The sequence below is a fragment of the Pseudomonas sp. B21-012 genome, assembly GCF_024749305.1.
In the GTDB taxonomy this organism is placed as follows: Bacteria; Pseudomonadota; Gammaproteobacteria; order Pseudomonadales; family Pseudomonadaceae; genus Aquipseudomonas.
Genome location: NZ_CP087197.1, coordinates 3,176,205 through 3,200,847 on the forward strand (window position 1 = coordinate 3,176,205; position 24,643 = coordinate 3,200,847).

Annotated in this window: 18 protein-coding genes; 7 read left to right on the plus strand and 11 right to left on the minus strand. The window is 63.1% G+C overall.

Features of this window, described 5'->3' with window-relative positions; all coding sequences use genetic code 11:
* Positions 1–68: 68 nt before the first annotated feature.
* Entirely contained in the window at positions 69–716 is a 648-nt protein-coding gene (locus tag LOY37_RS14590; RefSeq protein WP_258715070.1) for a DUF1345 domain-containing protein, read from the plus strand.
* Here the strand turns inward: LOY37_RS14590 and LOY37_RS14595 are convergent.
* Positions 642–1,898: a pyridoxal phosphate-dependent aminotransferase gene (locus tag LOY37_RS14595; RefSeq protein ID WP_258715071.1), complete on the minus strand. Its 1,257-nt coding sequence runs from the start codon at positions 1,896–1,898 to the stop codon at positions 642–644. The genes LOY37_RS14590 and LOY37_RS14595 overlap by 75 nt on opposite strands.
* Positions 1,899–2,206: 308 nt before the next feature.
* On the opposite strand from LOY37_RS14595, the gene LOY37_RS14600 reads away from it, so the two are divergent.
* Entirely contained in the window at positions 2,207–2,467 is a 261-nt protein-coding gene (locus tag LOY37_RS14600; protein ID WP_045198261.1) for a DUF1652 domain-containing protein, read from the plus strand.
* Here LOY37_RS14600 and LOY37_RS14605 read toward each other — a convergent pair whose 3' ends face one another.
* Together LOY37_RS14605 and LOY37_RS14610 are read right to left on the minus strand one after the other, a co-directional pair.
* Entirely contained in the window at positions 2,468–4,552 is a 2,085-nt protein-coding gene (locus LOY37_RS14605) for a bifunctional diguanylate cyclase/phosphodiesterase (RefSeq protein WP_093382198.1), read from the minus strand.
* A gap of 393 nt (positions 4,553–4,945) precedes the next feature.
* A complete protein-coding gene (locus LOY37_RS14610) occupies positions 4,946–5,695 on the minus strand; it encodes a hypothetical protein (protein WP_258715072.1) in 750 nt (249 codons plus the stop codon).
* A gap of 452 nt (positions 5,696–6,147) precedes the next feature.
* Here LOY37_RS14610 and LOY37_RS14615 point away from each other — a divergent pair, with 452 nt between their 5' ends.
* Positions 6,148–7,284 carry a hypothetical protein gene (locus LOY37_RS14615; protein WP_258715073.1) on the plus strand — a complete coding sequence of 379 codons (1,137 nt, stop codon included), beginning with the start codon at positions 6,148–6,150 and terminating at the stop codon, positions 7,282–7,284.
* Positions 7,285–7,375: 91 nt separating this feature from the next.
* Here LOY37_RS14615 and LOY37_RS14620 read toward each other — a convergent pair whose 3' ends face one another.
* From LOY37_RS14620 to LOY37_RS14655, 8 genes are all read right to left on the minus strand, one after another.
* On the minus strand, positions 7,376–8,860 hold the full coding sequence (locus tag LOY37_RS14620) for an efflux transporter outer membrane subunit (RefSeq protein ID WP_093382187.1): 1,485 nt from the start codon (positions 8,858–8,860) through the stop codon (positions 7,376–7,378).
* The gene (locus LOY37_RS14625; protein WP_258715074.1) at positions 8,857–11,964 is read right to left on the minus strand and encodes an efflux RND transporter permease subunit; all 3,108 of its coding nucleotides are present in this window, start codon (positions 11,962–11,964) and stop codon (positions 8,857–8,859) included. The genes LOY37_RS14620 and LOY37_RS14625 overlap by 4 nt, the downstream gene beginning before the upstream one ends.
* A gap of 118 nt (positions 11,965–12,082) precedes the next feature.
* Positions 12,083–15,178, minus strand: coding sequence for an MdtB/MuxB family multidrug efflux RND transporter permease subunit (locus LOY37_RS14630; protein ID WP_258715075.1), 3,096 nt, complete (start codon positions 15,176–15,178; stop codon positions 12,083–12,085).
* Positions 15,175–16,458: an MdtA/MuxA family multidrug efflux RND transporter periplasmic adaptor subunit gene (locus tag LOY37_RS14635; RefSeq protein ID WP_045198251.1), complete on the minus strand. Its 1,284-nt coding sequence runs from the start codon at positions 16,456–16,458 to the stop codon at positions 15,175–15,177. The genes LOY37_RS14630 and LOY37_RS14635 overlap by 4 nt, the downstream gene beginning before the upstream one ends.
* Positions 16,459–16,692: 234 nt before the next feature.
* Complete coding sequence (gene tpx / locus LOY37_RS14640) at positions 16,693–17,193, minus strand: thiol peroxidase (protein WP_045198249.1); 501 nt, start codon at positions 17,191–17,193, stop codon at positions 16,693–16,695.
* 159 nt (positions 17,194–17,352) lie between these two features.
* Complete coding sequence (locus LOY37_RS14645; RefSeq protein ID WP_045198247.1) at positions 17,353–18,630, minus strand: serine/threonine transporter; 1,278 nt, start codon at positions 18,628–18,630, stop codon at positions 17,353–17,355.
* A gap of 265 nt (positions 18,631–18,895) precedes the next feature.
* A complete protein-coding gene (locus tag LOY37_RS14650; protein ID WP_258715077.1) occupies positions 18,896–20,089 on the minus strand; it encodes an amino acid aminotransferase in 1,194 nt (397 codons plus the stop codon).
* 131 nt (positions 20,090–20,220) lie between these two features.
* Positions 20,221–21,246 carry an Ldh family oxidoreductase gene (locus tag LOY37_RS14655; protein WP_258715078.1) on the minus strand — a complete coding sequence of 342 codons (1,026 nt, stop codon included), beginning with the start codon at positions 21,244–21,246 and terminating at the stop codon, positions 20,221–20,223.
* A 150-nt stretch (positions 21,247–21,396) separates the two neighbouring features.
* Between LOY37_RS14655 and LOY37_RS14660 the strand changes: the two genes are divergently transcribed.
* From LOY37_RS14660 to LOY37_RS14675, 4 genes are all read left to right on the plus strand, one after another.
* A complete protein-coding gene (locus LOY37_RS14660) occupies positions 21,397–22,266 on the plus strand; it encodes a MurR/RpiR family transcriptional regulator (RefSeq protein ID WP_045198460.1) in 870 nt (289 codons plus the stop codon).
* A 34-nt stretch (positions 22,267–22,300) separates the two neighbouring features.
* Positions 22,301–23,059, plus strand: a complete 759-nt coding sequence (locus LOY37_RS14665) for a transporter substrate-binding domain-containing protein (RefSeq protein ID WP_258715079.1) — start codon at positions 22,301–22,303, stop codon at positions 23,057–23,059.
* A gap of 136 nt (positions 23,060–23,195) precedes the next feature.
* On the plus strand, positions 23,196–23,915 hold the full coding sequence (locus LOY37_RS14670) for an ABC transporter permease (RefSeq protein ID WP_045198240.1): 720 nt from the start codon (positions 23,196–23,198) through the stop codon (positions 23,913–23,915).
* Positions 23,912–24,622: an ABC transporter permease gene (locus LOY37_RS14675; protein ID WP_045198238.1), complete on the plus strand. Its 711-nt coding sequence runs from the start codon at positions 23,912–23,914 to the stop codon at positions 24,620–24,622. Before LOY37_RS14670 ends, LOY37_RS14675 begins: the two co-directional genes overlap by 4 nt.
* The last annotated feature ends 21 nt before the right edge of the window (positions 24,623–24,643 follow it).

Below are 24,643 nucleotides of genomic sequence, written 5' to 3' on the forward strand. Positions count from 1 at the left end.
GCATTTCCGCGCCCGCAGGCGGCAACGATGGGCTACAGTTGCCGAGGAACCCCCTGCCCCGAGGCCCCATGGCTTTCCATCGACTGACCCGCACCCACCCGCGCCTGAGTTTTTCTGCCGTTGCCGGCTGCCTGGGCGGCTGGCTGATTCCCGCCGACAATCTGGTGCAGCACATCCTCACTGGCTGGAACATCGGCGTCTGGCTGTACCTGCTGCTGGTGCTGTGGCTGACCCTGCGCGCCAGCCCCGAGAAGGTACGCGAAGTGGCCTGTGTCGAAGATGAAAACGCCGGCCTGGTGCTGCTCACCGTCAGCATCGCAGCGATCGCCAGCCTTGCCGCAGTGACCCTGCAACTGGCCGCCAGCCGCGGCCTTGCCGGTGGCCCGCAACTGCTGCACTACGCCTACACCGGCTTTACCATTGCCAGCTCCTGGCTGATGATCGGCACCATCTTCAGCCTGCACTACGCCAGGCTGTTCTACACCGCCGGCAGCAAGGAGCCTTTGCTGCGCTTTGCCGATGGCGAGCTGAACCCCGACTATTGGGACTTCCACTACTTCTCGTTCACCCTCAACGTCGCCGTGCAGACCTCGGACGTGGGCGTTGCCGACCGGCAGATGCGCCGTATCGTCCTCGCCCACTCATTGGTGGGGTTCGTGTTCAACACCGCGATTCTGGGCTTTACCATCAACATCGCCGCCGGCCTGTTGAACTGACGGCACGCCTTCAAGCACCTGCATGGCGCAACGGGCGATGCGCTGGCAGGCCTGCTCCAAACGGTCGCTGTCGAGCACCAGGCCAAAACGCAGGTGGCCGGCGGCGCTGGGGCCGAAGGCGTCGCCAGCGAGCACCGACACCCCATGCTCCTCCAGCAGACGCTCGGCAAAGGCCTGGGCGCCAATGCCGGTCTCGCGGATATCGATCATCACGAACATGCCGCCATCGGGCTTGTGCACGCGGATGCCCGGGCAGCCGTCAAGGCTTGCGCAAACCCGGTCACGCCGCTCGCGGTAGCGCTCGCGCATCTGCCGCACCTGGGGTAGGTCCTGCTCCAGGGCCACCCGGGCGGCGTCCTGGATAAAATCCGGCAGGCCATACAGCATGCACAGCGCCAGGTTGCTCAAGTGCTCGGTCAACTGCTGCGGGCCGATCACCCAGCCGACCCGCCAGCCCGACATGGCATGGGACTTGGACAGGCTGTTGATGGTCGCGCTGCGCTCAGCCATGCCCGGCAGGCACGCCGGGCTGAAATGCTCGCCCTCGTACAGCAGCTCGCTGTAGACCTCATCGGAGATCAGCCACAGGTCGTGGTCGATGCACAGCTGCGCCAGGCGCTGCCAGGTGGCCTTGGGCAGGCTGGCGCCAGAGGGGTTGTGCGGGCTGTTGAGCAGCAAGGCGCGGGTGCGCGGGGTAATACGCCGGGCGATGTCGTCAGGGTCGACCCTGAAGCCCTGCTCGGGGCGTACCGGCACCGGCACCAGACTTGCGGCGCAGGCACCGAACACCGCTTCGTAGGTGACATACATGGGCTCGGCGACGATCACCTCGTCGCCCGGGTCGAACAGGCACTGGGCCACGCCATACAACGCACATTGCGCCCCGGCCAGCACCACCACTTCCAGCGGGTCGACCGGCTGGCCGCTGTGGCGGGTGTGATGGGCGGCGATGGCGCGGCGCAGGGCCTCGCTGCCGCGCACATCGGAATAGTGGGTGTGGCCACCGCGCAGGCTGTCGATGGCGGCGTCGACTATTGGTTGCGGGGTGTCGAAGTCCGGGTCGCCAATCGACAACAGGATGATATCCCGGCCCTGGCCTTGCAGTTCGACGGCGCGGTAGTGGATGTTCCAGGCAGCAGCACCGTCACCGGCGATACGTTGGGTGAGCGCGGAATAACGCATTGACGGTCTCCTTGACTGAACCTGGACGCGCCATTGGTCTGAAACTCCCAGGCAAGCATCCCAGCCGACTGTCGGTAAAAATAGCAGAGCGGCGCCATAGCAGGCGGGGAAATATTGCCAGCAAACGTTTGCCGCCAACACCAAAGTGGTCGCCGCGCCTGCCGAGGAACGTGAGCTGGGTCAAACTCTCGACAAACCGTCATCATCCTGGGCCGACACTGGCGCCATCAATGCTATGTTTAGGTTTCCCGCCGGGTCGCACCGACCCGCCCATTCTTGCGTGAGGTTCACCGTACAAGGAGGCCGGCATGAACAAGCTGACGTTCCCCAACGCCTGCCAGATGATGCGCTGGCATTTCCACCCGCTGGGCTTCGAAGCCAGCATGGACGCCCCGCGCAGCATGGTGGCGCGCCTGTTCGACCGGGCCACCGGCGAAACCCTGCTGGCGATTGCCGGCATTCCCTGCGCCACGCTGATGCACGCGGCAGACGTCGAGCGCATCATCGAAGCGGTGGAGGCGGAACTCGACGCCTTCGAACCGTCCTGCAACCTGCGCGCCGTCGGCTGATCAGCTGACAACCCGGGGCTCGCGCCCGCGCTCGATATCGGCAATGAAGCGCTCGGCCGGCTGTGGCTGGCCGAGCAGATAGCCTTGCAACGAGTCACATCCCAGGCGGGTCAGGAAGCTCTGCTGGCGGTCGGTCTCGACCCCTTCGGCGACAATCCGCAAGCCCAGGGCCTGGCCCAGCGCGACGATGGCCGAAACGATGGCAGCGTCGTCGCTGTCCTGCTCCAGGTCTCGCACGAAGCCGCGGTCAATCTTCAATTCGTTGGCCGGCAGGCGCTTCAAGTACATCAGGCTCGAATAGCCGGTACCGAAGTCATCGATAGACAGGTCCACACCCATGTCCGAAAGCCGCTGCAGCACCTGCATGCTGGCGTCGGCATCGCGCATGGCGGTGGTTTCGGTGATTTCCAGGGTCAGGCTGTTGGCCGGCAACTGGTGACGCGCCAGCACCCTGGCAACGCTCTCGACCAGCCCGGTGTGGCAGAACTGGATGGCCGACAGGTTAACGGCGATGCGCCAGTTGCTGTGGCCCCGGTCGATCCAGATGCGCATCTGCCGGCAGGCCTCGTCCAGCACCCACTCGCCGATGGGGATGATCAGGCCGGTTTTTTCCGCCTGGATGATGAACCGGTCGGGCAGCAGCAGGCCATGTTGCGGGTGTTCCCAGCGCAGCAAGGCCTCGGCGCCGATCGGCTGGCACTCGAGGGCGTCGAACTTGGGTTGGTAGTACAGGCGGAACTGGCCCTGCTCCAGGGCCACGCGCAAATCCTGCAGCAGTTGCAGTTGCAGGCGGGCGTTGCTGTTCATCGACACGTCGAAGAAGCTGTAGCCGTTCTTGCCGGCGCTCTTGGCGTGGTACATGGCCGCATCGGCGTTGCGCAGCAGTTCGTGCTGGTCGATACCATTGCCCGGGTAGAGGACGATGCCGATACTCGCCGAGATCTGCAGGTTCTGTTCAGCAACGCGGAAGCTGCGCGAGATCAGGTTGACCTGCTTGGCCGCCACGCCCACGGCGTCGTCGGCTTCCTGCAGCTCGACCAGCAGCACGAACTCATCGCCGCCGATCCGCGCCAGGGTGTCCTGGCTGTGCAGGTGGCCGCGCAGGCGCAGGGCGACTTCCTTGAGCAACTGGTCGCCCATGTGGTGACCGAAGGCATCGTTGACCGGCTTGAAGCCGTCCAGGTCGATGAACATCAGCGCAAAACAACCGCCCTGCTCGGCCACCTTGCTGATCGCCTGGTCGATACGGTCGGCCAGCAGCGTACGGTTGGGCAGGCTGGTGAGGGTGTCGTGCAGGGCCAGTTGGGTCAGTTCCTGGTTGGCCAGGGTCAGCGAGCGGGCAAGCTCGGCGGTGCGCGCTTCCAGGCGCGCATCCAGCACCGAGGTCAGCAAGGCTGCGGCCAGCACCGCCAGGGTGGTGATCAGCACCAGGTAATCCAGGCCGTTGCCGCTCAGGCCGCCGCCCAGTGCGCCGCAGTAACTGCCTTCGGGGAAGTTCGCCGCGGCCATGCCGGTGTAATGCATGCCGACGATCGCCACGCCCATGATGATCGCCGCGCCGCCACGCAAATGGCGCACGTAAAGGGTTTGCTGGCGCAGGCGAAAGGCGATCCACAACGCCGCTGCTGAAGCGCCGACAGCGATCAGCAGCGAGGCGCTGAACAGCGCGGGGTCGTAGTCGATGCCCGGGGTCATGCGCAGCGCGGCCATGCCGGTGTAGTGCATGCTGCTGATGCCGGTGCCCATGATCAGCGCGCCAGCGCCCAGTTGCAGCCACGGCAAGGTCGGCTGGCTGACCAGCCACAGGGCGAAACCCGACGACAACCCGGCGATCAGCAGCGACAGCAGGGTCAGGGTAATGTCATAACCGAGCTCGATCGGCAGGTTCAGGGCGAGCATGCCGATAAAGTGCATCGACCAGATCCCGATGCCCATGGCCAGCGCCCCGCCACCGATCCACAGGTACACCGCACGGCCCTTGGCGGTGTTGATCCGCCCGGCCAGGTCGAGGGCGGTATACGAAGCAAGGATGGCCACACACAGCGAAATCAATACCAGCGACGAAGAGTAACTACCGATCAGCATGAGGCCTTCCACAACCCGTAGACCGGGCACTGGCGAGGCCCGGATAAAAGCCGATGATTGTACTCAACCTTTGGCGAAACGCACGGAGTTTTCGGTGGGTTGGAAAACCAGACCCAGCCAGTAAAAGACAGCGGATAACCTTTGGATTTCCCTCACTAACGCGGGTGACTCAAGGCCAAAGACGGTTGCGCAGCGCCCGTCTCGCCCTTAATGCTGACATTTGCTGGAAAACGCTAACTCGACCTCAGGAACCAACAGGTCAATGTGGTACCCAGACGCTCCGTCGCCAATGGCAACATGAATGCCCTCGACACCTTCATTGAGCTGAGAGTTGAGCTTATAGTCGATAAAACGAGCAATCGATTGATTCACACCGATAGCAAACTCGGTAAGTTATAGACCTCTTCTGCCTGCGGCAACTGCCAATAAATCAGAACACTCTTCCCCCGCCACTAAAAAAGATACAATAGCATTGTCCATAACTTCCAGAATCGCACCACATTCAGCCACCGAGCGATCAAGACCTTCGAGTTCACCCTTGAGTTCGGAGCGTAGCGCCCAGCCCTCATTCCTTATGACACTCAGCATTCCTGCCACTTGCAACTGCCCAGTAAAACTAAATGGGCAAGGCGCCTCCGCTTGCATATGAGCGTAGTGAACCTCAAAAAACTCAGCGACAGAATGAATGTAGTCCCCTTCTGCATCATCCCTTATCATGGCGTAAGGCACAGCGTCTGAATGGATCAATGCTTGCCCTGTGTTAATGCCGCCTGAAACAACAATGACATTCGCATCGTCGAGCTTGGCCAAGAGCTTTTCTTGTTGAGCCAACGAAGAACTGAAATCACTTCCAACGATTGCTTTGATCGCATATTCCGCATGCTGCACAGACGCCTCAAAAACATGCAACGCACAAAAAATGCACTTCCTGCCGACCCCGTGTGTGGCAATTTCAAAGGTATGCCTGGATGCCTCTTTCGAAAACGAGATCACCAGGCTTCTTGGCGGCAACTCGGCCAGTTCCAGCAGGCTCTGTGTGGCGACCCCTCGCCGTTGCAAAATTGATTGAAGCTCAGACGAGTCGGTAACGATGACTGCCTCGCCATTGCGAACCCAGTCAAACCCGGATAGATCAGCAGACATCTGTCACCTCCTTTGTTTCATGGTAGAGAGGCGCGCCTCTCTACCATGACTCACGGTTTAGTCTTCAACATGAGCCCAGGCAAGTGGTGCCCAGCCGAAATTGTCAGGACCCGGCGCCATGCGCTTTAACGTGGACGTTGTAGCTTTCATCGCATTCTCCTTCAGTAAGTTACGATGGCACCCCTCCAAATGAGGAGCGATCTATTCTTAGGCCTTCAATAAAGCCGATGCAATTATTTTCATCAACTTCTTTAGATTAATTTCAACTACGCCTTTCTGCAGATGTTTAGTCAGCCGCTTAATACATAGCGCCACATGTAGCCGAACACCGAAAGAACCTTCCTTTTCTCTGAGAACCACTTGCCGAAGAAAAAAACCAAGAGTACGTTTTTTGATCTCCCGATGAAAAACAGTTAAACATCACGCCACCCTTAGCCCAGGAACTACAGCGCATGCCTACAAACCGTACAATTCCGACAGAAAAACTAAAATATTCTTTAGAACTTAAAGACCTATCGGAAAAGTCATCGCCTTCTCACGCAATTCATTTGCTGCAGCAGGAAATAATTTCAGGCCTGCGCCACAAAGGATGGCCAGAGGCTCAACTTGTTACCGGGCCCAGAGTCGTGACCGCAGAGGAAAACTACGGCTTGCTGGGATACAGCCCTGACGAAATAACGCTTGGTAGTGCGCACACTCGCTGGGTAGATGAATTGACCTTGTTGCGAACTCAGACCACCAGCCAGATTCCCGCAGCGCTGCAGGCCGCAGCGAGATGCCGGGGCCCTGAAGAACTCATCATGATTGCTGCGCCCGGCATCACCTTCCGGCGCGACACGCGCGATCGCTGGCATTGCGCAGAACCCCATCAGATGGACATTTGGGTCCTCGGCGAACCTGCCCTGTCATCCCGAACCGAACTCCTGCGACTGGTCCGCGATATCCTTCACATTGCGGTGCCGGACATGGCCTGGATTTACAGCGACAGTCCGCATCACTACACCGAAGGCGGAATCGAGGTGAACCTTCTTGCAGAAGAACAGCCAGTAGAAGTGCTTGAATGCGGATGCATTGCCACATCGCTTCTTCAACGCCTGGGTATCGACCCGAATCAACATGGCGGACTGGCACTGGGCATGGGCCTGGATCGCCTGACCATGCTGCGTAAAGGGATTCCCGATATACGACTGCTCAGAGACGAGCATCCCCGCGTGCAAGCGCAGATGCACGACCTTCTTCCCTGGAGCCCCGTCTCCCGCCTGCCTTCCATCACGCGTGATATTTCCCTTGCCGTATCGCCCGGCCAAAGTGAAGAAGAGCTCACTGAAAAAATGCTGGTGGCTGCTGCGGACAGGGCAAACTGGATCGAAGAAATGCAAATAAAAGGACGCTGGGCGGCAAGCGACTTGCCAACTCAGGCAATCGATCGTCTCGGCCTGTTGCCGGGGCAAGAAAACGTATTACTCAGCGTAGTGCTACGGGACAGCTCACGATCTATCGCAACCGAAGAGGCCAATGCGCTTTACGAACGCATTCAGGCGGCGCTGCACGAAGGTACACCCGGCGGCGGATACCGGATGAACCATTGAGCGAGTTTTGTTGCGAGCCAAGCGTAATTGCAGGGCGGCTCAGGCCCCCAGCAGTATTTCAGCTGAAGCCTTCTGGCTGAGTGCTCGCGCTTTACTGCTCGGCAAACGCCGCCTGCGCCTCCCAGCCCCCGCCCAGCGCCGCGATCAACTGCACGCTGGCCACCAGCCGCCCCTGTAGCAGGTTGAGCACGCTGCGCTCGTTGCTCAGGGCGGTGGTCTGCACGTTGACCACGTCCAGGTAGGCGATCAGCCCGGCCTTGTACTGGTTGTTGGTCAGGCGCAGGGATTCGCGGGCCGAGGCCAGGGCTTCGCTGCGCACCCGCGCTTCGTCTTCATAGACCTTGAGCTGTACCAGGTAGTTTTCCACTTCCTTGAAGCCGTCGAGCACGGTCTGCCGGTACTGGGCCACGGTCTGGTCGTAGACCGCTTCGCTGCGGTCGACTTCTGCCGCGCGCTGGCCGGCGTCGAACAGGGTCATGGCCAGTTGCGGGCCAACCGACCAAAAGCGGTTCGGCAGGCTGATCCAGTCGCTGAAGCTGCTACTGCTGTAGCCGCCGCTCATGCTCAGGGTCAGGTCCGGGAAGTAGGCGGCGCGGGCCACGCCGATGCTGGCGTTGGCCGACATCACGTTACGCTCGGCCTTGGCGATGTCCGGGCGGCGTTCCAGCAGTTGCGAAGGCAAGGCCAGCGGCACTTGCGGCAGGGCCGGAATGTCCTTGCTGTCGGCCAGGGCGAACTCGGCCGGGGCCTTGCCGAGCAGCACGGCAATGGCGTTTTCCAGCTGCGCGCGCTGCCACACCAGGTCGATCAGGTCGGCCTGGGTGCTTTTCAGCTGGGTCTGCGCCTGGGCCACGGCGTCCTTGCCCGAGACCCCGGCACGGTACTGGTTCTCGGTCATTTTCAGCGAACGCTCATAGGCCTCGACGGTGGCCTCGAGCAAGCGCTTCTGTTCGTCGATCACCCGCAGTTGCAGGTAGTTCTGCACCAGCTCCGACTGCAGGCTCAGGCGGATCGCCGCCATGTCGGCGAGGCTGGCCTCGGCGCTGGCCTGGTTGGCGGCCAGGCCGTCACGCAGTTTGCCCCACAGGTCGGCCTCCCAGCTCACCCCCAGCTGGGTGTTGTAGGTGTTGCGGATGCCGCTGCTGTTGTTGCTCAGACTCGAACTTGAGCTGCCGGTGCCCTGGCTGGAGCGGGTCTTGCCGGCCGACAGGTCGAGGCTTGGGAACAGTGCGCCGCGGGCGCTACGCACCAGAGCCTGGGCCTGGCGGTACTGGGCTTCGTACTGGGCGACGGTCTGGTTGCCGGCGTTGAGCTGTTCGACCAGGCCGTTGAGCTGGGCGTCGCCGTACAGCTCCCACCAGGCGCCGCGGGCGATGGCGTCCGAGGGGTTGGCCTGGGTCCAGCCTTCGGCGTGCTTGAAGGCCACCGGCGCCGGGGTTTCGGGGCGGTGGTAGTCCGGGCTCAGGGTACAGGCGCTGAGCATCCCCAGGCACAGGGCCGAGGCCAGCAGGCGCGAGCCGCGGGCAGCCAGCAGCGGCTGCAGCGAACGGTCGGAAAGAAGCGGACGTCGGGTCATAGCGGGGTTTCCAAAGCAGCGTCGGTACGCACGCCGCGCCAGCGGTTGAAGCGATGGCGCAGGCGGTCCAGATAGAGGTAGACCACCGGGGTGGTGTAAAGCGTGAGGATCTGGCTGAAGACCAGCCCGCCGATGATGGTCAGGCCCAGCGGCTGGCGCATCTCGGCGCCTTCGGCGTGGCTGAGCAGCAGCGGCAAGGCGCCGAGGATGGCCGCCAGGGTGGTCATCAGGATCGGCCGCAGGCGCAACAGGCAGGCACGGCGGATCGACTCCTCCGGGCTCAGGTGCTCGTGGCGCTCCAGCTGCAGGGCCAGGTCGATCATCATGATCGCGTTCTTCTTCACCACGCCAATCAGCAGGAACAGGCCCAGCAGCGAGATCAGGCTGAACTCGCTACCGACCACATACAAGGTCAGCAAGGCCCCCACCCCGGCCGATGGCAGGGTCGAGAGGATGGTCAGCGGGTGAATGTAGCTTTCGTAGAGAATGCCCAGCACCAGGTACACCGCCAGCAAGGCGCCGAGGATCATAAACGGCTGGCCCTTCTGGCTTTCGGTGAAGGCATCGCCGGTACCGCCGAGCTTGGCGATCACGTCCTCGGGCAGGCCGACCTTGGCCACTGCCCGCTCCACAGCGGCCAAAGCCTGGTCCTGGCTGTAGCCTTCGGCAATGTCGAAGTTGATGCTCTCGGAGGCAAACTGGCCTTCGTGGCTGACGCGATCATCGGCCAGGCTGTTCTGGTAATGGGCGAAGGTGGACAGCGGTACCCGCGCGCCATCGGCGGTGATCACCTGGACCTGCTCGAGGGTGCGCGGGTCCTGGGCATATTTGGGGTTGATCTCCATCACCACCTGGTACTGGTTGAGGCTGTCGTAGATGGTCGAGATCTGCCGCTGGCTGTAGGCGTTGTTAAGCACCGAGGTGACCATGCTCATGTCGATGCCCAGGCGCTTGGCCTGCTCGCGATCGACCACCAGGGTGATCTGCTGGGTACCGCCGCCTTCACGGGCGTCGATGGCGGTCAGTTCCGGCAGGCTCTTGAACGCCGCGACCACCTTCGGGTACCACTCGCGCAGGGCCGAGAGCTCACTGCTTTGCAGGGTGTAGAGGAACTGCGAGCTGCTCTGGTCGCGACCGCCGCCGAACTGCAAGTCCTGGTCGGCCATCAGGAACAGCCGCCCGCCGGGCACCTTGGGCATCTCTTTGCGCAGGCGCTCGATGATCTTCTGCGCCGAGACCTTGCGCTCGCTGATCGGCTTGAGGCGCACCAGCACCATGGCGTTGTTGGTGCCGCTGTTGCCACCGATGAAACCGGCAACGCTTTCCACTGCCGGGTCGGCCAGCAAGGCGCGGCGGAAGATCTCCATCTTCGGCTGCATGACCTGGAACGACAGGCCGTCGTCGCCGCGGACAAAGCCCATCAGCTGGCCGGTGTCCTGCTGCGGCAAAAAGGTCTTGGGCACCACCACGTACAGGGCGATGTTGACCGCGATGGTCACCAGCAGGCTCAACAGGGTCAGGCGCCGGTGGCGCATGACCCAGTCAAGGCTGCGCCCGTAGCCGGCCATCATGCGCTGGTTGAGCTGCTCGCTCCAGCGTTGCAGGCGGGTCTGTTGCCCCTCGGCGTGGGGCTTGAGCCATCGCGCGCAGAGCATCGGCGTCAGCGTCAGCGACACCAGCAGGGAGACCAGGATCGCCACTGCCAGGGTGATCGAGAACTCGCGAAACAGCGAGCCGACGATGCCGCCCATGAACAGGATCGAGACGAACACCACCACCAGCGACAGGTTCATCGACAGCAAGGTGAAGCCCACCTCCTTGGAACCCATGTACGCCGCGCGCATCGGCGGTACGCCTTCGTCGATGTGCCGGGAGATATTCTCCAGCACCACGATGGCGTCATCCACCACCAGGCCGGTGGCAAGAATCAGCGCCATCAGCGACAGGTTGTTCAGCGAAAAGCCGCACAGGTACATGGCCGCGAAGGTGCCGACCAGCGACACCGGCACCGCCAGGGTCGGGATCAGCGAGGCGCGCAGGTTGCCGAGAAACAGGAACACCACCAGCACCACCAGCACCACGGCGATGATCAGGGTGTGCTCGGCTTCCTTGAGGGTCGCCTTGATCACCGGCGAGCGGTCCATGGCCACGTCCAGCTTGACGCTGGCCGGCATCAGCGACTCCAGGGCCGGCAACTGCTCCTTGATCTTGTTCACGGTCTCGATGATGTTGGCGCCGGTCTGGCGGTTGATCACCAGCAGCACCGCGTCCTGGTCATTGAAGAAACCACTGTTGTAGCGGTTCTCCACCGCGTCGCTGACCCTGGCCACATGGCTCAGGCGCAGCACCGCGCCATCCTGGTAGCGAATCACCAGCGGCTCGTAGTCCTTGGCTTTCTCCAGCTGGTCGTTGGCCTGCACCTGCCAGTTGCGCTGGCTGTCTTCGATAAAGCCCTTGGGCCGGCGCTGGTTGGCGTTGGCGATGGTCTGGCGCACGTCGTCCAGGGACACGCCGTACTGGTTGAGCAAGTGCGGCTCGAGCTCGACCCGCACCGCCGGCAGCGAACTGCCGCCGATCTGCACTTCGCCGACCCCCGGCACCTGCGACAGGCTCTGGGACAGGATGGTCGAGGCCAGGTCGTACAACTGGCCCTTCTGCAGCACGCTCGAGGTCAGCGCCAGGACCATGATCGGCGCCTGGGACGGGTTGTATTTCTTGTAGGTGGGCATACTGCGCATGCCGCTGGGCAGCAAGTTGCGCGAGGCATTGATCGCCGCCTGCACCTCGCGCGCGGCGGCGTCGATGTCACGGCCCTGGTCGAAACCGAGGATCACCCGCGTCGAGCCCTGGCTCGAGCTGCTGGTAAGGGTGGTCACCCCGGAGATCGCGCCCATCGAGCGCTCCAGCGGCGTGGCCACGGTCGAGGCCATGACCTCGGGGCTGGCGCCCGGCAGGTTGGCCTGGACCACGATCACCGGGAACTCGATCTGCGGCAGCGGCGCCACCGGCAACAGGCCGAAGCTGACACCGCCAAGCAGCATGATCGCCAGGCTCAGGAGCATGGTCGCCACTGGGCGGGCGATGAACGGAGCTGAGAGGTTCATGGGCGGTAGCTCCAAGCTGCAAGCTGCAAGCTGCAAGCAGTTTGAGGTGACCTCTGCAACTGCGGTCCGGCACCAGACCGCTTGCAGCTTGCAGCTTGCGGCTTGGAGCTGGCCCCGATCACACCAAGTCTCCAGTCAGGCCACGGGAGCGAAGGCGCCTCGACAACCGATCAAAGTACAAATAGATGACAGGCGTAGTGAACAGCGTCAGCACCTGGCTGACCAGCAGCCCGCCAACCATCACCAGGCCCAGGGGCTGGCGCAGCTCGGCGCCGGAGCCGCTCGCGAGCATCAGCGGGATGGCGCCGAACAGTGCCGCCAACGTGGTCATCAGGATCGGCCGGAAGCGCAGCAGCGCGGCCTGGTAGATGGCCGCTTCCGGGGCCATGCCCTGGTTGCGCTCGGCCTCCAGGGCGAAGTCGATCATCATGATCGCGTTCTTCTTGACGATACCGATGAGCAGGATGATGCCGATGATGGCGATCATGCCCAGGTCGTTACCGGAGAGGATCAACGCCAGCAAGGCGCCCACCGCCGCCGACGGCAGGGTCGAGAGGATGGTCACCGGGTGGATGTAGCTCTCGTAGAGCACGCCAAGCACGATGTACATGGTCACCACCGCCGCCAGGATCAGCAGCAAGGTGCTCGACAGCGAGGCCTGGAAGGCTTCGGCCGCGCCCTGGAAGCGGGTTTGCACGCCCACCGGCATGCCGATGTCCTGCTGCACCTGCTCGATGACCTTGACCGCCTCGCCGAGGGCCACGCCGTCGCCAAGGTTGAACGACATCATCACCGCCGGGAACTGGCCGATATGGGCAATCGCCAGTTGCGCCTGGCGCTGCTCGATGCGCGCCAGGCTCGACAGCCGCACCTGGCCGCCGTCGGCAGCCTTGACGTGAATCTGCTCGAGCACCTGCGGGCCGATGCTCGACGCCGCCTCGGCCTGCAGCACCACGCGGTACTGGCTGGCCTGGGTGTAGATGGTCGAGATCTGCCGCTGGCCGAAGGCATCGTAGAGGGCGTTGGTGATGTCGGCGACGTTGATGCCCAGGCGGCTGGCGGCGTCGCGGTCGATCACCAGGAATACCTGCAGGCCCTTGTCCTGCAGGTCGCTGGCGACATCGGTGAGTTCCGGGCGTTGCTGCAGGGCATCGACCAGCTTGGCGCTCCACTGCGCCAGCAGCTCGGCATCCGGCGAGGACAGGCTGAACTGGTACTGAGTGCGGCTGACCCGGTCTTCGATGCTCAAATCCTGCACCGGCTGCATGAACAGGCGGATGCCGACCAGCTTGTCGACCTCCGGTTGCAGGCGGGCAATCACCTGGGCTGCGGTGAGGTCACGCTCGCCATGGGGCTTGAGGTTGATCAGCAGGCGACCACTGTTAAGCGTGGCGTTGTCGCCATCGACGCCGATGTACGACGACAGGCTCTGCACCGCCGGGTCCTTGAGGATCACCGCGCTGAGCTGCTGCTGGCGCTGGCTCATGGCGCTGAACGACACCGACTGCGGCGCCTCGGAAATACCCTGGATCACCCCGGTGTCCTGCACCGGGAAGAAGCCCTTGGGCACCACCAGGTACAGCAGCACGGTCAGGCCCAGGGTCGCCACGGCCACCAGCAGGGTCAGCGGCTGGTGGCGGAGCACCCACTGCAGGCCACGGCCGTAGTAGTCGATCATCCAGTCGATCCAGGCGCCGCTGGCACGGTAGAAACGCCCCTGTTCTTCCTCCTTCGGTTCGCGCTTGAGCAAGCGCGCGCACATCATCGGCGTCAGGGTCAGCGACACCACCAGCGAGATCAGAATGGCCACCGCCAGGGTGATGGCGAATTCGCGAAACAGCCGGCCGACCACATCAGCCATGAACAGCAGCGGGATCAGTACCGCAATCAGCGAGAAGGTCAGCGAAACCAGGGTGAAGCCGATCTGCCGCGCGCCTTTGAGCGCCGCCTGCATCGGCGTCTCGCCCTCTTCGATATGCCGCGAGATGTTCTCCAGCATGACGATGGCATCGTCGACCACAAAGCCGGTGGCGATGGTCAGGGCCATCAGGGTCAGGTTGTTGATCGAGAACCCGGCCAGGTGCATGACCGCAAAGGTGCCGATCAGCGACAGCGGCACAGCCACCGAGGGGATGATGGTGGCGCTGAAGCGGCGCAAAAAGATGAAGGTGACCATGACCACCAGGGCGATGGCGATCAGCAGCTCGTGCTGCACGTCCTTGACCGAGGCGCGGATGGTCTGGGTGCGGTCGGTGAGCACGCTGACATCCAGGCCCGCCGGCAGGTTGTCGGTGATCGACGGCAGCATCGCCTTGATCCGGTCGACCACCTCGATGACGTTGGCCCCGGGCTGGCGCTGGATGTTCAGCAGCACCGCCTGGTTCTGGTTGGCCCAGGCCGCCAGGCGTTCGTTTTCGGCGCCGTCGACGATTTCGGCGACGTCCTTGAGGCGCAGCGGCGCGCCGTTGTTGTAGGCGAGAATCAGGTTGGCGTATTCCTCGGGCGAACGCAGCTGGTCGTTGGCGTCGAGCATCGACACCCGCGTCGGGCCATCGAAGTTGCCTTTGGGCTGGTTGACGTTGGAAGCGCCGATCAGGGTGCGCACGTCGGCCAGGTTGAGCCCGGCCGAGGCCAGGGCCTCGGGGTTGACCTTGATCCGCACCGCCTGGCGTTGGCCGCCGGCAATGCTGACCATGCCGACGCCGCCGATCTGGGCGATTTTTTGCGCCACGCGGGTGTCGACCAGGTCGTTGAGCTTGGGCAGCGGCATGGTTTTCGACGAAATCGCCAGGGTCAGCACCGGCGTGTCGGCCGGGTTGACCTTGTTGTACACCGGTGGCGCCGGCAGGTCGCTGGGCAGCAGGTTGCTGGCTGCGTTGATCGCCGCCTGCACCTGTTGCTCGGCAACGTCCATGTTCATGTCCAGGCTGAAGCGCAGGGTCAGCACCGAGGCGCCACCGGAGCTGGTCGAGGCCATCTGGGTCAGCCCGGGCATCTGCCCGAACTGGCGCTCAAGCGGTGCGGTAACCGCGCTGGTCATCACCTGGGGGCTGGCGCCGGGGTACAGGGTCATCACCCGGATGGTCGGGTAATCGACCTGGGGCAGCGCCGCCACCGGCAGCATCTTGTAGGCGATCAGGCCGGCCAGGACGATGGCCAGCATGCTCAGGGTGGTCGCCACCGGGCGCAGGATGAACAGCCGCGAGAGGTTCATGCGCCGGCCTTGCCCTGTGCGCCGTCAGCGGCGGAGGCTTCTTTCTTGTCCTGGCCCTGCAGGTGCTGGCCAGGGGTGACCGGCACTTCGGCGCTGTCGTTGACCACCTCCACCTCGCTGCCATCACGCAAGCGGTCGGTGCCTTCAAGCACCACCCGCTCGCCCTTGGCCAGGCCTTCGTTGACCACGGTGAGATCACCATCGCTGGCGCCCAGCGTGAGCTTGCGGATGCGTACCTTGTTGTCGCCTTCCATGACATAGACGAACGAGCCGTCGGTGCCGAACTGGATCGCCGCCGACGGCGCCATCACCACATCCTTGAGGGTATCGGCGAGCAGGCGCACGTTGACGAACTGGTTGGGGAACAGCGCTTCGTCCTGGTTTTCGAAGAAGGCCTTGAACTTCAGGGTGCCGGTGGTGGTGTCGATCTGGTTGTCGAGGCTACGCAGCACGCCTGCCGCCTGTTGCTTGCTGTCGCTGCGGTCCCAGGCCTCGACCGGCAACTGCGCGCCGCTGCGATAGCGCGCCAGCACCGTGTTCAGCTCTGTTTCCGGCAAGGTGAAGGCCACGGTGATTGGCTGGGTCTGGGTGATGACCACCAGCGCGGTGGTGTCGTTGGCCGCCACCAGGTTGCCGACGTCCAGCTGGCGCAGGCCCAGACGGCCGCTGATCGGCGCGCGGATGCGGGTGAAGTCGAGGTTGAGCTTGGCGTCGCCTACCGCCGCCTGGTTGGTCTTGATCGTGCCCTGGTACTGGCCGACCAGTGCCTCCTGGGTATCGAGGGTCTGCTTGGCGATGCTGTCTTCGGCGAACAGGCCTTTATAACGCTGCAGGTCGATCTGGGCGTTTTTTAGTTGCGCCTGGTTCTGCGCCAGGGTGCCTTCGGCCTGTTGCAGGGCGATCTGGTAGCTGCGCGGATCGATCTCGGCCAGCAGGTCGCCGGCCTTGACCTTCTGGCCTTCCTGGAAGTTGACCTTGACCAGTTCGCCGCCGACCCGGCTGCGCACATTCACCGTGTTGGTCGCGGTCACCGTGCCCAGGGCCTTGAGGTATACCGGGAAGTCGCCAACCGTGGCCGGCTCGACCCGTACCGGTACCGGCCCGCCGAACGCGCCAAAACCCGGCCGCCCGCCCTTGCCGCCCGGCGCGGCACCGGCCTTGTGCGCCGCCGGCGACGGCCACAGCCACCAGCACAGGCCGGCGACCAGCAGCAGGATCAGCAGGCCGACAAGCCAGCGACGGGAGGAACGGGAACGAGAAAGCATCGGTTGATCGACCATTGTGCGGGAAAGAATTCTTTTCAGGAGGCTGAACGATAAGCACTGCAGACAGATAAGCAAAGCGCCTTTACCGGCACTTTACCTTGAGCTTACGTAGCTAACGTAATGAACTATAAATAAAAACGGCCTGGACGAGGGCCAGGCCGCAACAACTCTTAGCAATTCTTCGCGGGGCAAGCCCGCTCCTACGGGGATGGTGTAGGAGCGGGCTTGCCCCGCGATCGGCTGTCACTGTTACTTCAGAACAGCCAGGGCAGCCTCATAATTCGGCTCTTCGGCGATTTCGCCAACCAGCTCGCTGTGCAGCACTTTGTCGTTCTCGTCCAGCACAACAACGGCGCGGGCAGTCAGGCCGGCCAGCGGGCCGTCGGCGATGGCAACACCATAGGCTTCCTTGAACTCAGCGCCACGCAGGGTCGACAGGTTCTGCACGTTCTCCAGGCCTTCAGCACCGCAGAAACGCGCTTGCGCGAACGGCAGGTCGGCGGAGATGCACAGGACGACGGTGTTGTTCAGCTCGTTGGCCTGGGCGTTGAACTTGCGAACCGAAGTGGCGCAGGTCGGGGTGTCGACGCTTGGAAAGATGTTCAGCACTTTGCGCTTGCCGGCCAGGGAAGCCAGGGTCACGTCGGCAAGGCCTGCACCAACCAGGGAAAACGCAGGTGCCTGGGCGCCGACTTTCGGCAGTTCGCCTTTGACCTGAACCGGGTTGCCTTTAAGAGTCACTTGAGCCATGAACGAAGTCCTTATGCGGGGGTGATTAAAGGACCAGAGTTAACCATGAAAGTGCCCGTCTACCTATGGGCGAATGTTAAATTGTTGAATTGCCAGACAACTTTTGTGGACAATCTTTAGTTGTCCGGGAGCCGATTGCCGGCTCCCGAATCAGGCATTTCAGCTCAGCAGCGAGTACACCAGTGCCGAGATGGCCACCAGGCCCACGGCGACGACGAAGACGTTGGACATCTGCCCGCGGTACTTACTCATCGCCGGCACCTTGCGGATGGCGTACATCGGCATCAGGAACAGGATCGCGGCGATCACCGGGCCGCCGAGGGTCTCGATCATGCCGAGGATGCTCGGGTTAAGGGTGGCGACGATCCAGCAGATGATCAGCATGAAGGCTGCGGTCATGCGGTCCAGGGCCTTGGCGCCCGGGCGCTTGCCGGTCTTCAGCACCAGGCCTTTGAGGCCTTCGCTGGCACCGATGTAGTGGCCCAGGAACGACTTGGCGATGGCGATGAAGGCAATCAGCGGCGCGGCGAAGGCGATGGTCGGGTTGCTGAAATGGTTGGCCAGGTACGACAGGATCGACAGGTTCTGCGCCTTGGCTTCGGCCAGTTGCGCCGGGGTCAGGGTCAGTACGCAACTGAACACGAAGAACATCACCATGGCCACCATCAGCAGGTGGGCGCGGCACAGGATCTGCCCGCTGCGCTCATCGGCATGCGCGCCATAACGGCGCTTCTGGTCAACGGCAAAGGCCGAGATGATCGGCGAATGGTTGAACGAGAAGACCATCACCGGAATCGCCAGCCACAGGGTATGCAGGAACGCCGAGCCCGAAGGCATTTCAGTGGCGGTGCTGAGGATACCGCCGCTCCAGTGCGGAATCAGGAACACCGCGAGGAACGCCAGGGCGACGATGAACGGATAGACCAGCCAGCTCATGACCTTGACCGTGGCCTGCTCGCCGCAGCGCACGATGGCCAGCAGGCCGAGGATCAGCACGAACGACAGCAGCGCGCGCGGTGGCGGCTCGATGTGCAGCTGGTGCTCCATGAAGCTGCCGACGGTGTTGGTCAGGGCCACGCTGTAGATCAGCAGGATTGGGAAGATGGCGAAAAAGTACAGCAAGGTGATCAGGGCACCGGCACTCAGGCCGAAATGCTCTTCGACGACGTCGGTGATGTCGGCGCCGTCGCGCCCGGAGAGCACGAAGCGGGTCAGGCCGCGGTGGGCGTAGAAGGTCATCGGGAACGCCAGCAGCGCCAGGATCAGCAGCGGCCAGAAGCCGCCGAGGCCGGCGTTGATCGGCAGGAACAGGGTCCCGGCGCCGATCGCCGTGCCAAACAGGCCCAGCATCCAGGTGGTGTCCTGACGGGCCCAGCTGCCGAGGGCGGCGGGGGTCGATTCGAAGCGTTGTTCAACGCTTGGGGCCTGCTCATTCATCCGGGTGCAACTCCACTCGCAAGACTGCAACAGGGCCAGGAGTGGCTAAACAGACGCTTCGCCCCTCTTGACCATACAAAGAGGGGCGCGATTGTGCGCCGATTGGTTGCACTTGCAAAGCCCTGGCCGAGGAGTGGTTGCACCTTGGGTTGAAAGCATCGCGGGTCAAGTCGGATCGCCGCACCGCCGCTCCCACAGGAGTTACCCCATCCTTGAAATCAGCTGAGTCGCTGTGGGAGCGGGCTTGACCCGCGATTGAAGTTACTTATTGAACCGCAGCGAACGCCTTGGCCACCTGCTGCAGGTTGTCCGGACGCAGGCCGGCCATGCACACCCGGCCGCTGTCGATCAGGTATACACCGAACTCGTCACGCAGGCGACGCACCTGCTCGACGCTCAAGCCGGTGTAGCTGAACATGCCGCGCTGGCGCAGGAAGAACTGGAAGTCCTGGCCCGGCAAGAGGTCGGCCAGGGTATCGACCAGGGCCTGGCGCATGTCGAGGATACGCAGGCGCATCTTCTCCACTTCCGCCTCCCACTGGGCATTGAGCTCAGCATCACCGAGCACCGCGGCCACCAGCTGTGCACCAAAGCTTGGCGGACTGGAGTAGTTGCGGCGCACGGTGGCCTTGAGCTGGCCGAGCACGCTTTGTGCAGTATCGCTGTCGTCACAGACCACCGACAGGCCGCCGACCCGCTCGCCATATAGCGAGAAGATCTTCGAGAACGAGTTGCTCACCAGGCACGGCACGCCGGCGCGGGCCACTTCACGGATGGCGTAGGCGTCTGCGTCCAGGCCTTCGCCAAAGCCCTGGTAGGCGATGTCGAGGAACGGGATCAGGTTGCGCGCCTTGAGCACTTCGATCACTTGCTGCCACTGCGCCTGGCTCAGGTCGACGCCGGTGGGGTTGTGGCAGCACGGGTGGAGCAGGACGATGCTGTTGGCCGGCAGGCCGTTGAGGGTGCCAAGCATGCCGTCGAAGTCGACGCCGCGGCTGGCCGGGTCGAAGTACGGGTAGGTGTTGACCTTGAAACCTGCGCCTTCAAAGATCGCCCGGTGGTTGTCCCAGGTCGGATCACTGACCCACACCTGCGACTCGGGGAAGTAGCGCTTGAGGAAGTCGGCACCGACTTTCAGCGCGCCGGAGCCGCCGACGGTCTGTACGGTGGCCACACGACCGGCCTCGACCGCCGGGTGGCCGGCACCGAACAACAGCGCCTGGATCGCCTGGCGGTAGCTGTTCAGGCCTTCCATCGGCAGGTACATCGAGGCTTCGTGAGGCTGGGCGGCAAAGCGCTGCTCGGCTTCGCGCACCGCGGCCAGCTGTGGCACCACGCCTGCGGCATCATAATACAGGCCGATGCTCAGGTTGACCTTGGCGCCGCGCGGATCGGCCTTGAAGGTCTCCATCAGGGAGAGAATCGGATCGCCGGCATAGGCATCGACATGTTTGAACACAGCGCACAGCTCCTTGGGTCAGGACAGTTCGGACTAAAAGCTGTGTCGAGGATACCTGTAGTGGCGGCCGAGGAACATTACCCTTGGTGCAACTGATCAGTGCATGTGTGCACAGTAATCGGCTGGCTGCCCTACCCCGCCAAGCCCTGTAGCTGCTCAAGCTCCGCCACTGTCAGGGTCACGCCCTGCTTCGCCGACTGCTCGCGCTCGCGAAAACGCCGCTCACCCGGCAGGCGCTGCAGGCCCACCGTCTGCATCTGCCGCACCAGCTCGCGGCTGCGTTCAGCAAAGCGGTTACCTACTGAGCGGGCCGGGTCGATGACGATGATCAACTGCCCGGTCCAGGGCGTTTTCGCCCCTGGGTGCTGCGACCAGTCGAACTCGAACGAGAAGTTGCCGCCGGTCAGCGCCGCCGCCAGCAGTTCGACCATCATCGACAGCGCCGAGCCCTTGTGCCCGCCAAACGGCAGCAGCGCGCCGCCATCGAGAATCGCCTGCGGGTCGCAGGTCGGTTCGCCTTTATTGTCGACGCCCATGCCTTCGGGCAGCAGTTCGCCCTTGCGCGCGGCGATCTGCACGTCGCCATGGGCCATGGCGCTGGTGGCCATGTCGAAGACGATCGGGTCGCTGCCGGCGCACGGCGCGGCAAAGGCAATCGGGTTGGTGCCAAACAGCGGTTGCCGGGCGCCATGGGGCACCACACAGGTCATGCTGTTGACCACGCTCAGGGCCACCAGACCTTCATCGGCAAAGGGTTCGACATCCGGCCAGAGGGCGGCAAAATGGTGCGAATTATGGATCGCCAGCACGGCAATGCCGGCGCTGCGGGCCTTGGCCACCAATAGCTCGCGAGCCGCGGCCAGCGCCGGCTGGGCAAAACCACCCTTGGCATCGACGCGCACATAACCGCTGGCGAGGTCTTCGACAGCGGGTACGGCCTGGCCATCGACCCAACCACTTTCCAGGGTCGAGACATAACCGGGAATACGGAACACACCGTGGCTGTGAGCGCCATCGCGCTGGGCGCTGGCGCAGTTGAAGGCCAGGGCCTGGGCGACCGCTGCGCTGCAACCATGACGGACGAAAATACGCTGCAACAAGGCCTGCAGGTCGGCAAAGGCGATCTGCGCGACAGCAGTGTCGGGACGTGCGGACATCTGAAGCTCCCTTATTGGATTTGGAATGGGCGACAGCGATGGGCAATGGCCAGACTTTCCTCCAGTGACAGCAAACTGTCAAATGTTGACTTGATGACAGAAAACATTCATTTTCTGTTTCCACGGACCACCGCCTTCGAGTATCGCCCTGTGAGCCAACCGATCAAACAGCGCCTGGAACACAGCCTGCACAACGCAGCGGCGTCGGGGCGCAAGATCGCCAGCTACATGCTCGCCCACCTCACCGACCTGCCGTTCGAAACCTCCGCAAGCCTGGCGGCGAAAATCGGCGTCAGCGAGTCGAGTGTCGGGCGCTTCTGCCGCTCGCTGGGTTACGAGCACCTCAAAGCCCTCAAGCACGATCTTAAAGACGACCTCGGCGAAGGCCCGTGGCTGGTCGGTGATCGCCTGCAAGAATTTCGCCAACGCCATGGCCAGGATGCCGCCGGCCTGGCACGCAGCCTGGAGCAGGAGGTCGGCGCCCTGGTGCGGGTTTACGAATACAGCCGCACCCCGGCATGGAATACCGTCAGCCAGCGCCTGGCGCAACGGCGCAAGGTGTTTATCGCCGGTTTTCAGACCGAGCGCGGCATCGCCCAGTGCATGGCGCACCTGCTGCAATACCTGCGCGACGGCGTGCAGGTGGTCGATGGCAGTGCCGGGCATTTTGGCGAAGTGCTGCTCAGTGACCCGGCCGACTGCGCCCTGGTGGTGTTCGAGGCCCGCCGCTATTCCCGCCATGCCCTGAACCTGTGCCGCAAGGCGCATGCCGCGGGCATTGCCGTCACCCTGGTGACCGACACTTTTTGTGACTGGGCCGATGCCAACGCCAGTGAGGTGTTTCGCATCCCCACCGAATTCAATCTGTTCTGGGAGTCCACCGCGACGATGCTGTCGTGGGTACACCTGATGGTCAACGAGGTCTGCAAAAAGCTAGGACCGGATGTTGAAAAACGCTTGGAAGCAACTGCAGCTCTACACAACGAATTCGTTGGCTACACGTCAACGAGCAAACAATAGCAAGAGTGCAAACAACAACAGATCGAGGTGTGTCATGAAACCTGTTATCCGCTTCGCAGGGGCTTGCGCCCTGCTGCTCGCCGGCTCGACCCTGGCCCAGGCCGAAACCCTGAAGATCGCTACCGAAGGCGCTTACCCACCGTTCAACTACGTTGATTCGGATAACAAACTGCATGGCTTCGACGTCGACATCAGCCACGCGCTGTGCGAACAGATGAAGGTCGAATGCACCCTGGTGGCCCAGGACTGGGAAGGCATCATCCCGGCCCTGATGGCCAAGAAGTACGACGCCGTGGTGGCGTCGATGATCAATACCGAAGAGCGGCGCAAGAAGATCGCCTTCACCAACCACTACTACAAGACCCCGTTGTCGGTGGCCGTGGCCAAGGACAGCGACATCACCGACGCACAGACCACCTTCAAAGGCTACACGGTCGGCGCGCAATCCTCCTCGACCCAGGCCATCTACGCCGAAGACGTCTATGGCAAGGCCGGCGCCGACGTCAAACTCTACCCGACCCTTGATGAAGCCAACGCCGACCTCGCCGCCGGGCGCCTGGACGGGGTGATTGCCGACAAGTTCCCGCTGACCGAATGGCTGGGCAAGGCCGGCAAGGACTGCTGCAAGATCCTTGGCGACGTCAACGGCACCAAGGCCGACGCCTCGATTGCCGTGCGCAAGGAAGACCAAGCGCTGCGCGAACGCCTGAACAAGGCCCTGGACGAAATCGTCGCCAACGGCACCTACCAGAAGATCGCCAGTCGCTACTTCGACTTCGATATCTATCAGTGACTGATCGCGGGTCCAGTCGAAGCGTCGCACCGCCGCTCCCACAAATACCCTGTGGGAGCGGCGGTGCGGCGTCCCGACTGGACCCGCGAAGAGGCCCTCCAAAGCACCATCACTCTTGAACCGAGAGGGTTCGCCCATGCTCGAACAACTGTCACTGCTTTCCTTCGCCAGCGGCGGCTGGGGCCAGGCTTTGCTGGCCGGCGCCCTGGTGACCATTTCCCTGGCCCTGGCCTGCCTGCCCATCGGCCTGCCGCTGGGCCTGGGCGTGGCCCTCGCCGCCCGCTCCTCCAGGCGCTTCCCGCGTGCTGCGGCGACGGTGTTCTCTACTGTGTTTCGTGGCCTGCCGGAACTGCTCACGCTGCTGATCATCTACTACGGCTGCCAGATTGCCGCGCAGAAAATCCTCCTGGCCATGGGCTATGAAGGCGAAGTGCTGATCAACACCTTCCTGGCGGCGATGATCGCCTTCAGCCTGGTGTTCGCCGCGTTCTCCAGCGAGATCTGGCTGGCTGCGTTCAAGACCGTCGCCAAGGGCCAGTACGAAGCCTCGGCGGCGCTGGGCCTGAGCAAGGCCACGACCTTTCGCAAGGTGGTCTTCCCGCAACTGGTACGCATCGCCCTGCCGGGCCTGTCGAACAACTGGCTGTCGCTGCTCAAGGACACCTCGCTGGTATCGACCATCTCCCTGGTCGACCTGATGCGCCAGACCAACCTCGCGGTCAGCGTGACCAAGGAGCCGATGTTCTTCTACGGCGTCGCCTGCCTGGGCTACCTGTTGTTCTCGGCGCTGTCGGGACGGGTGTTCAGCTTCATCGAACAGTATTTCAGCCGCCATTTGCGGGGGGCACGGACATGAGCTTCGAACAACTGCTGGCGCTGGTACTCGACCCCGACCTGCTGGAACGCTACGGCCCGCGTTTTATCGACGGCCTGCTGGTCACCGGCAAGCTGGTGGCACTGTCGTTTACCCTCGGCGCCCTGCTCGGCATGCTCCTGGCCCTGGCCCGGCTGTCGGACAAGCTGGTGCTGCAACGCCTGAGCGCCGGCTACATCTACTTCTTTCGTGGCTCGCCGCTGCTGGCCCAGCTGTTCTTGCTGTACTACGGCCTGGGGTCGCTCAAGGGCTTCTGGCAAGAGGTTGGCCTGTGGTGGTTCTTCCGCGATGCCTGGTACTGCACGGTGCTGGCCTTCACCCTCAACACCGCCGCCTACCAGGCGGAGATTTTCCGGGGCAGCCTGCTGGCAGTCGCCCCCGGCCAGTACGAAGCCGCCAAGGCCCTGAGCCTGAAGCGCTCGACCACCTTCTTCAAAGTGATCCTGCCGCAGTCATTGATCGTTGCCATCGGCCCGCTGGGCAACGAACTGATCCTGATGATCAAGGCCAGCGCGATTGCCTCGCTGGTGACCATCTACGACCTGATGGGCGTGACCAAGCTTGCGTTCTCGCGCAGTTTCGACTTCCAGATCTACCTGTGGGCTGCCGTGCTCTACCTGCTGATCGTCGAGATCGTGCGGCGCAGCCTGAAACACATCGAAGCCCGCCTGGGCCGCCACCTGCGCTGATCGCCTGTTTGTGAGGACCGC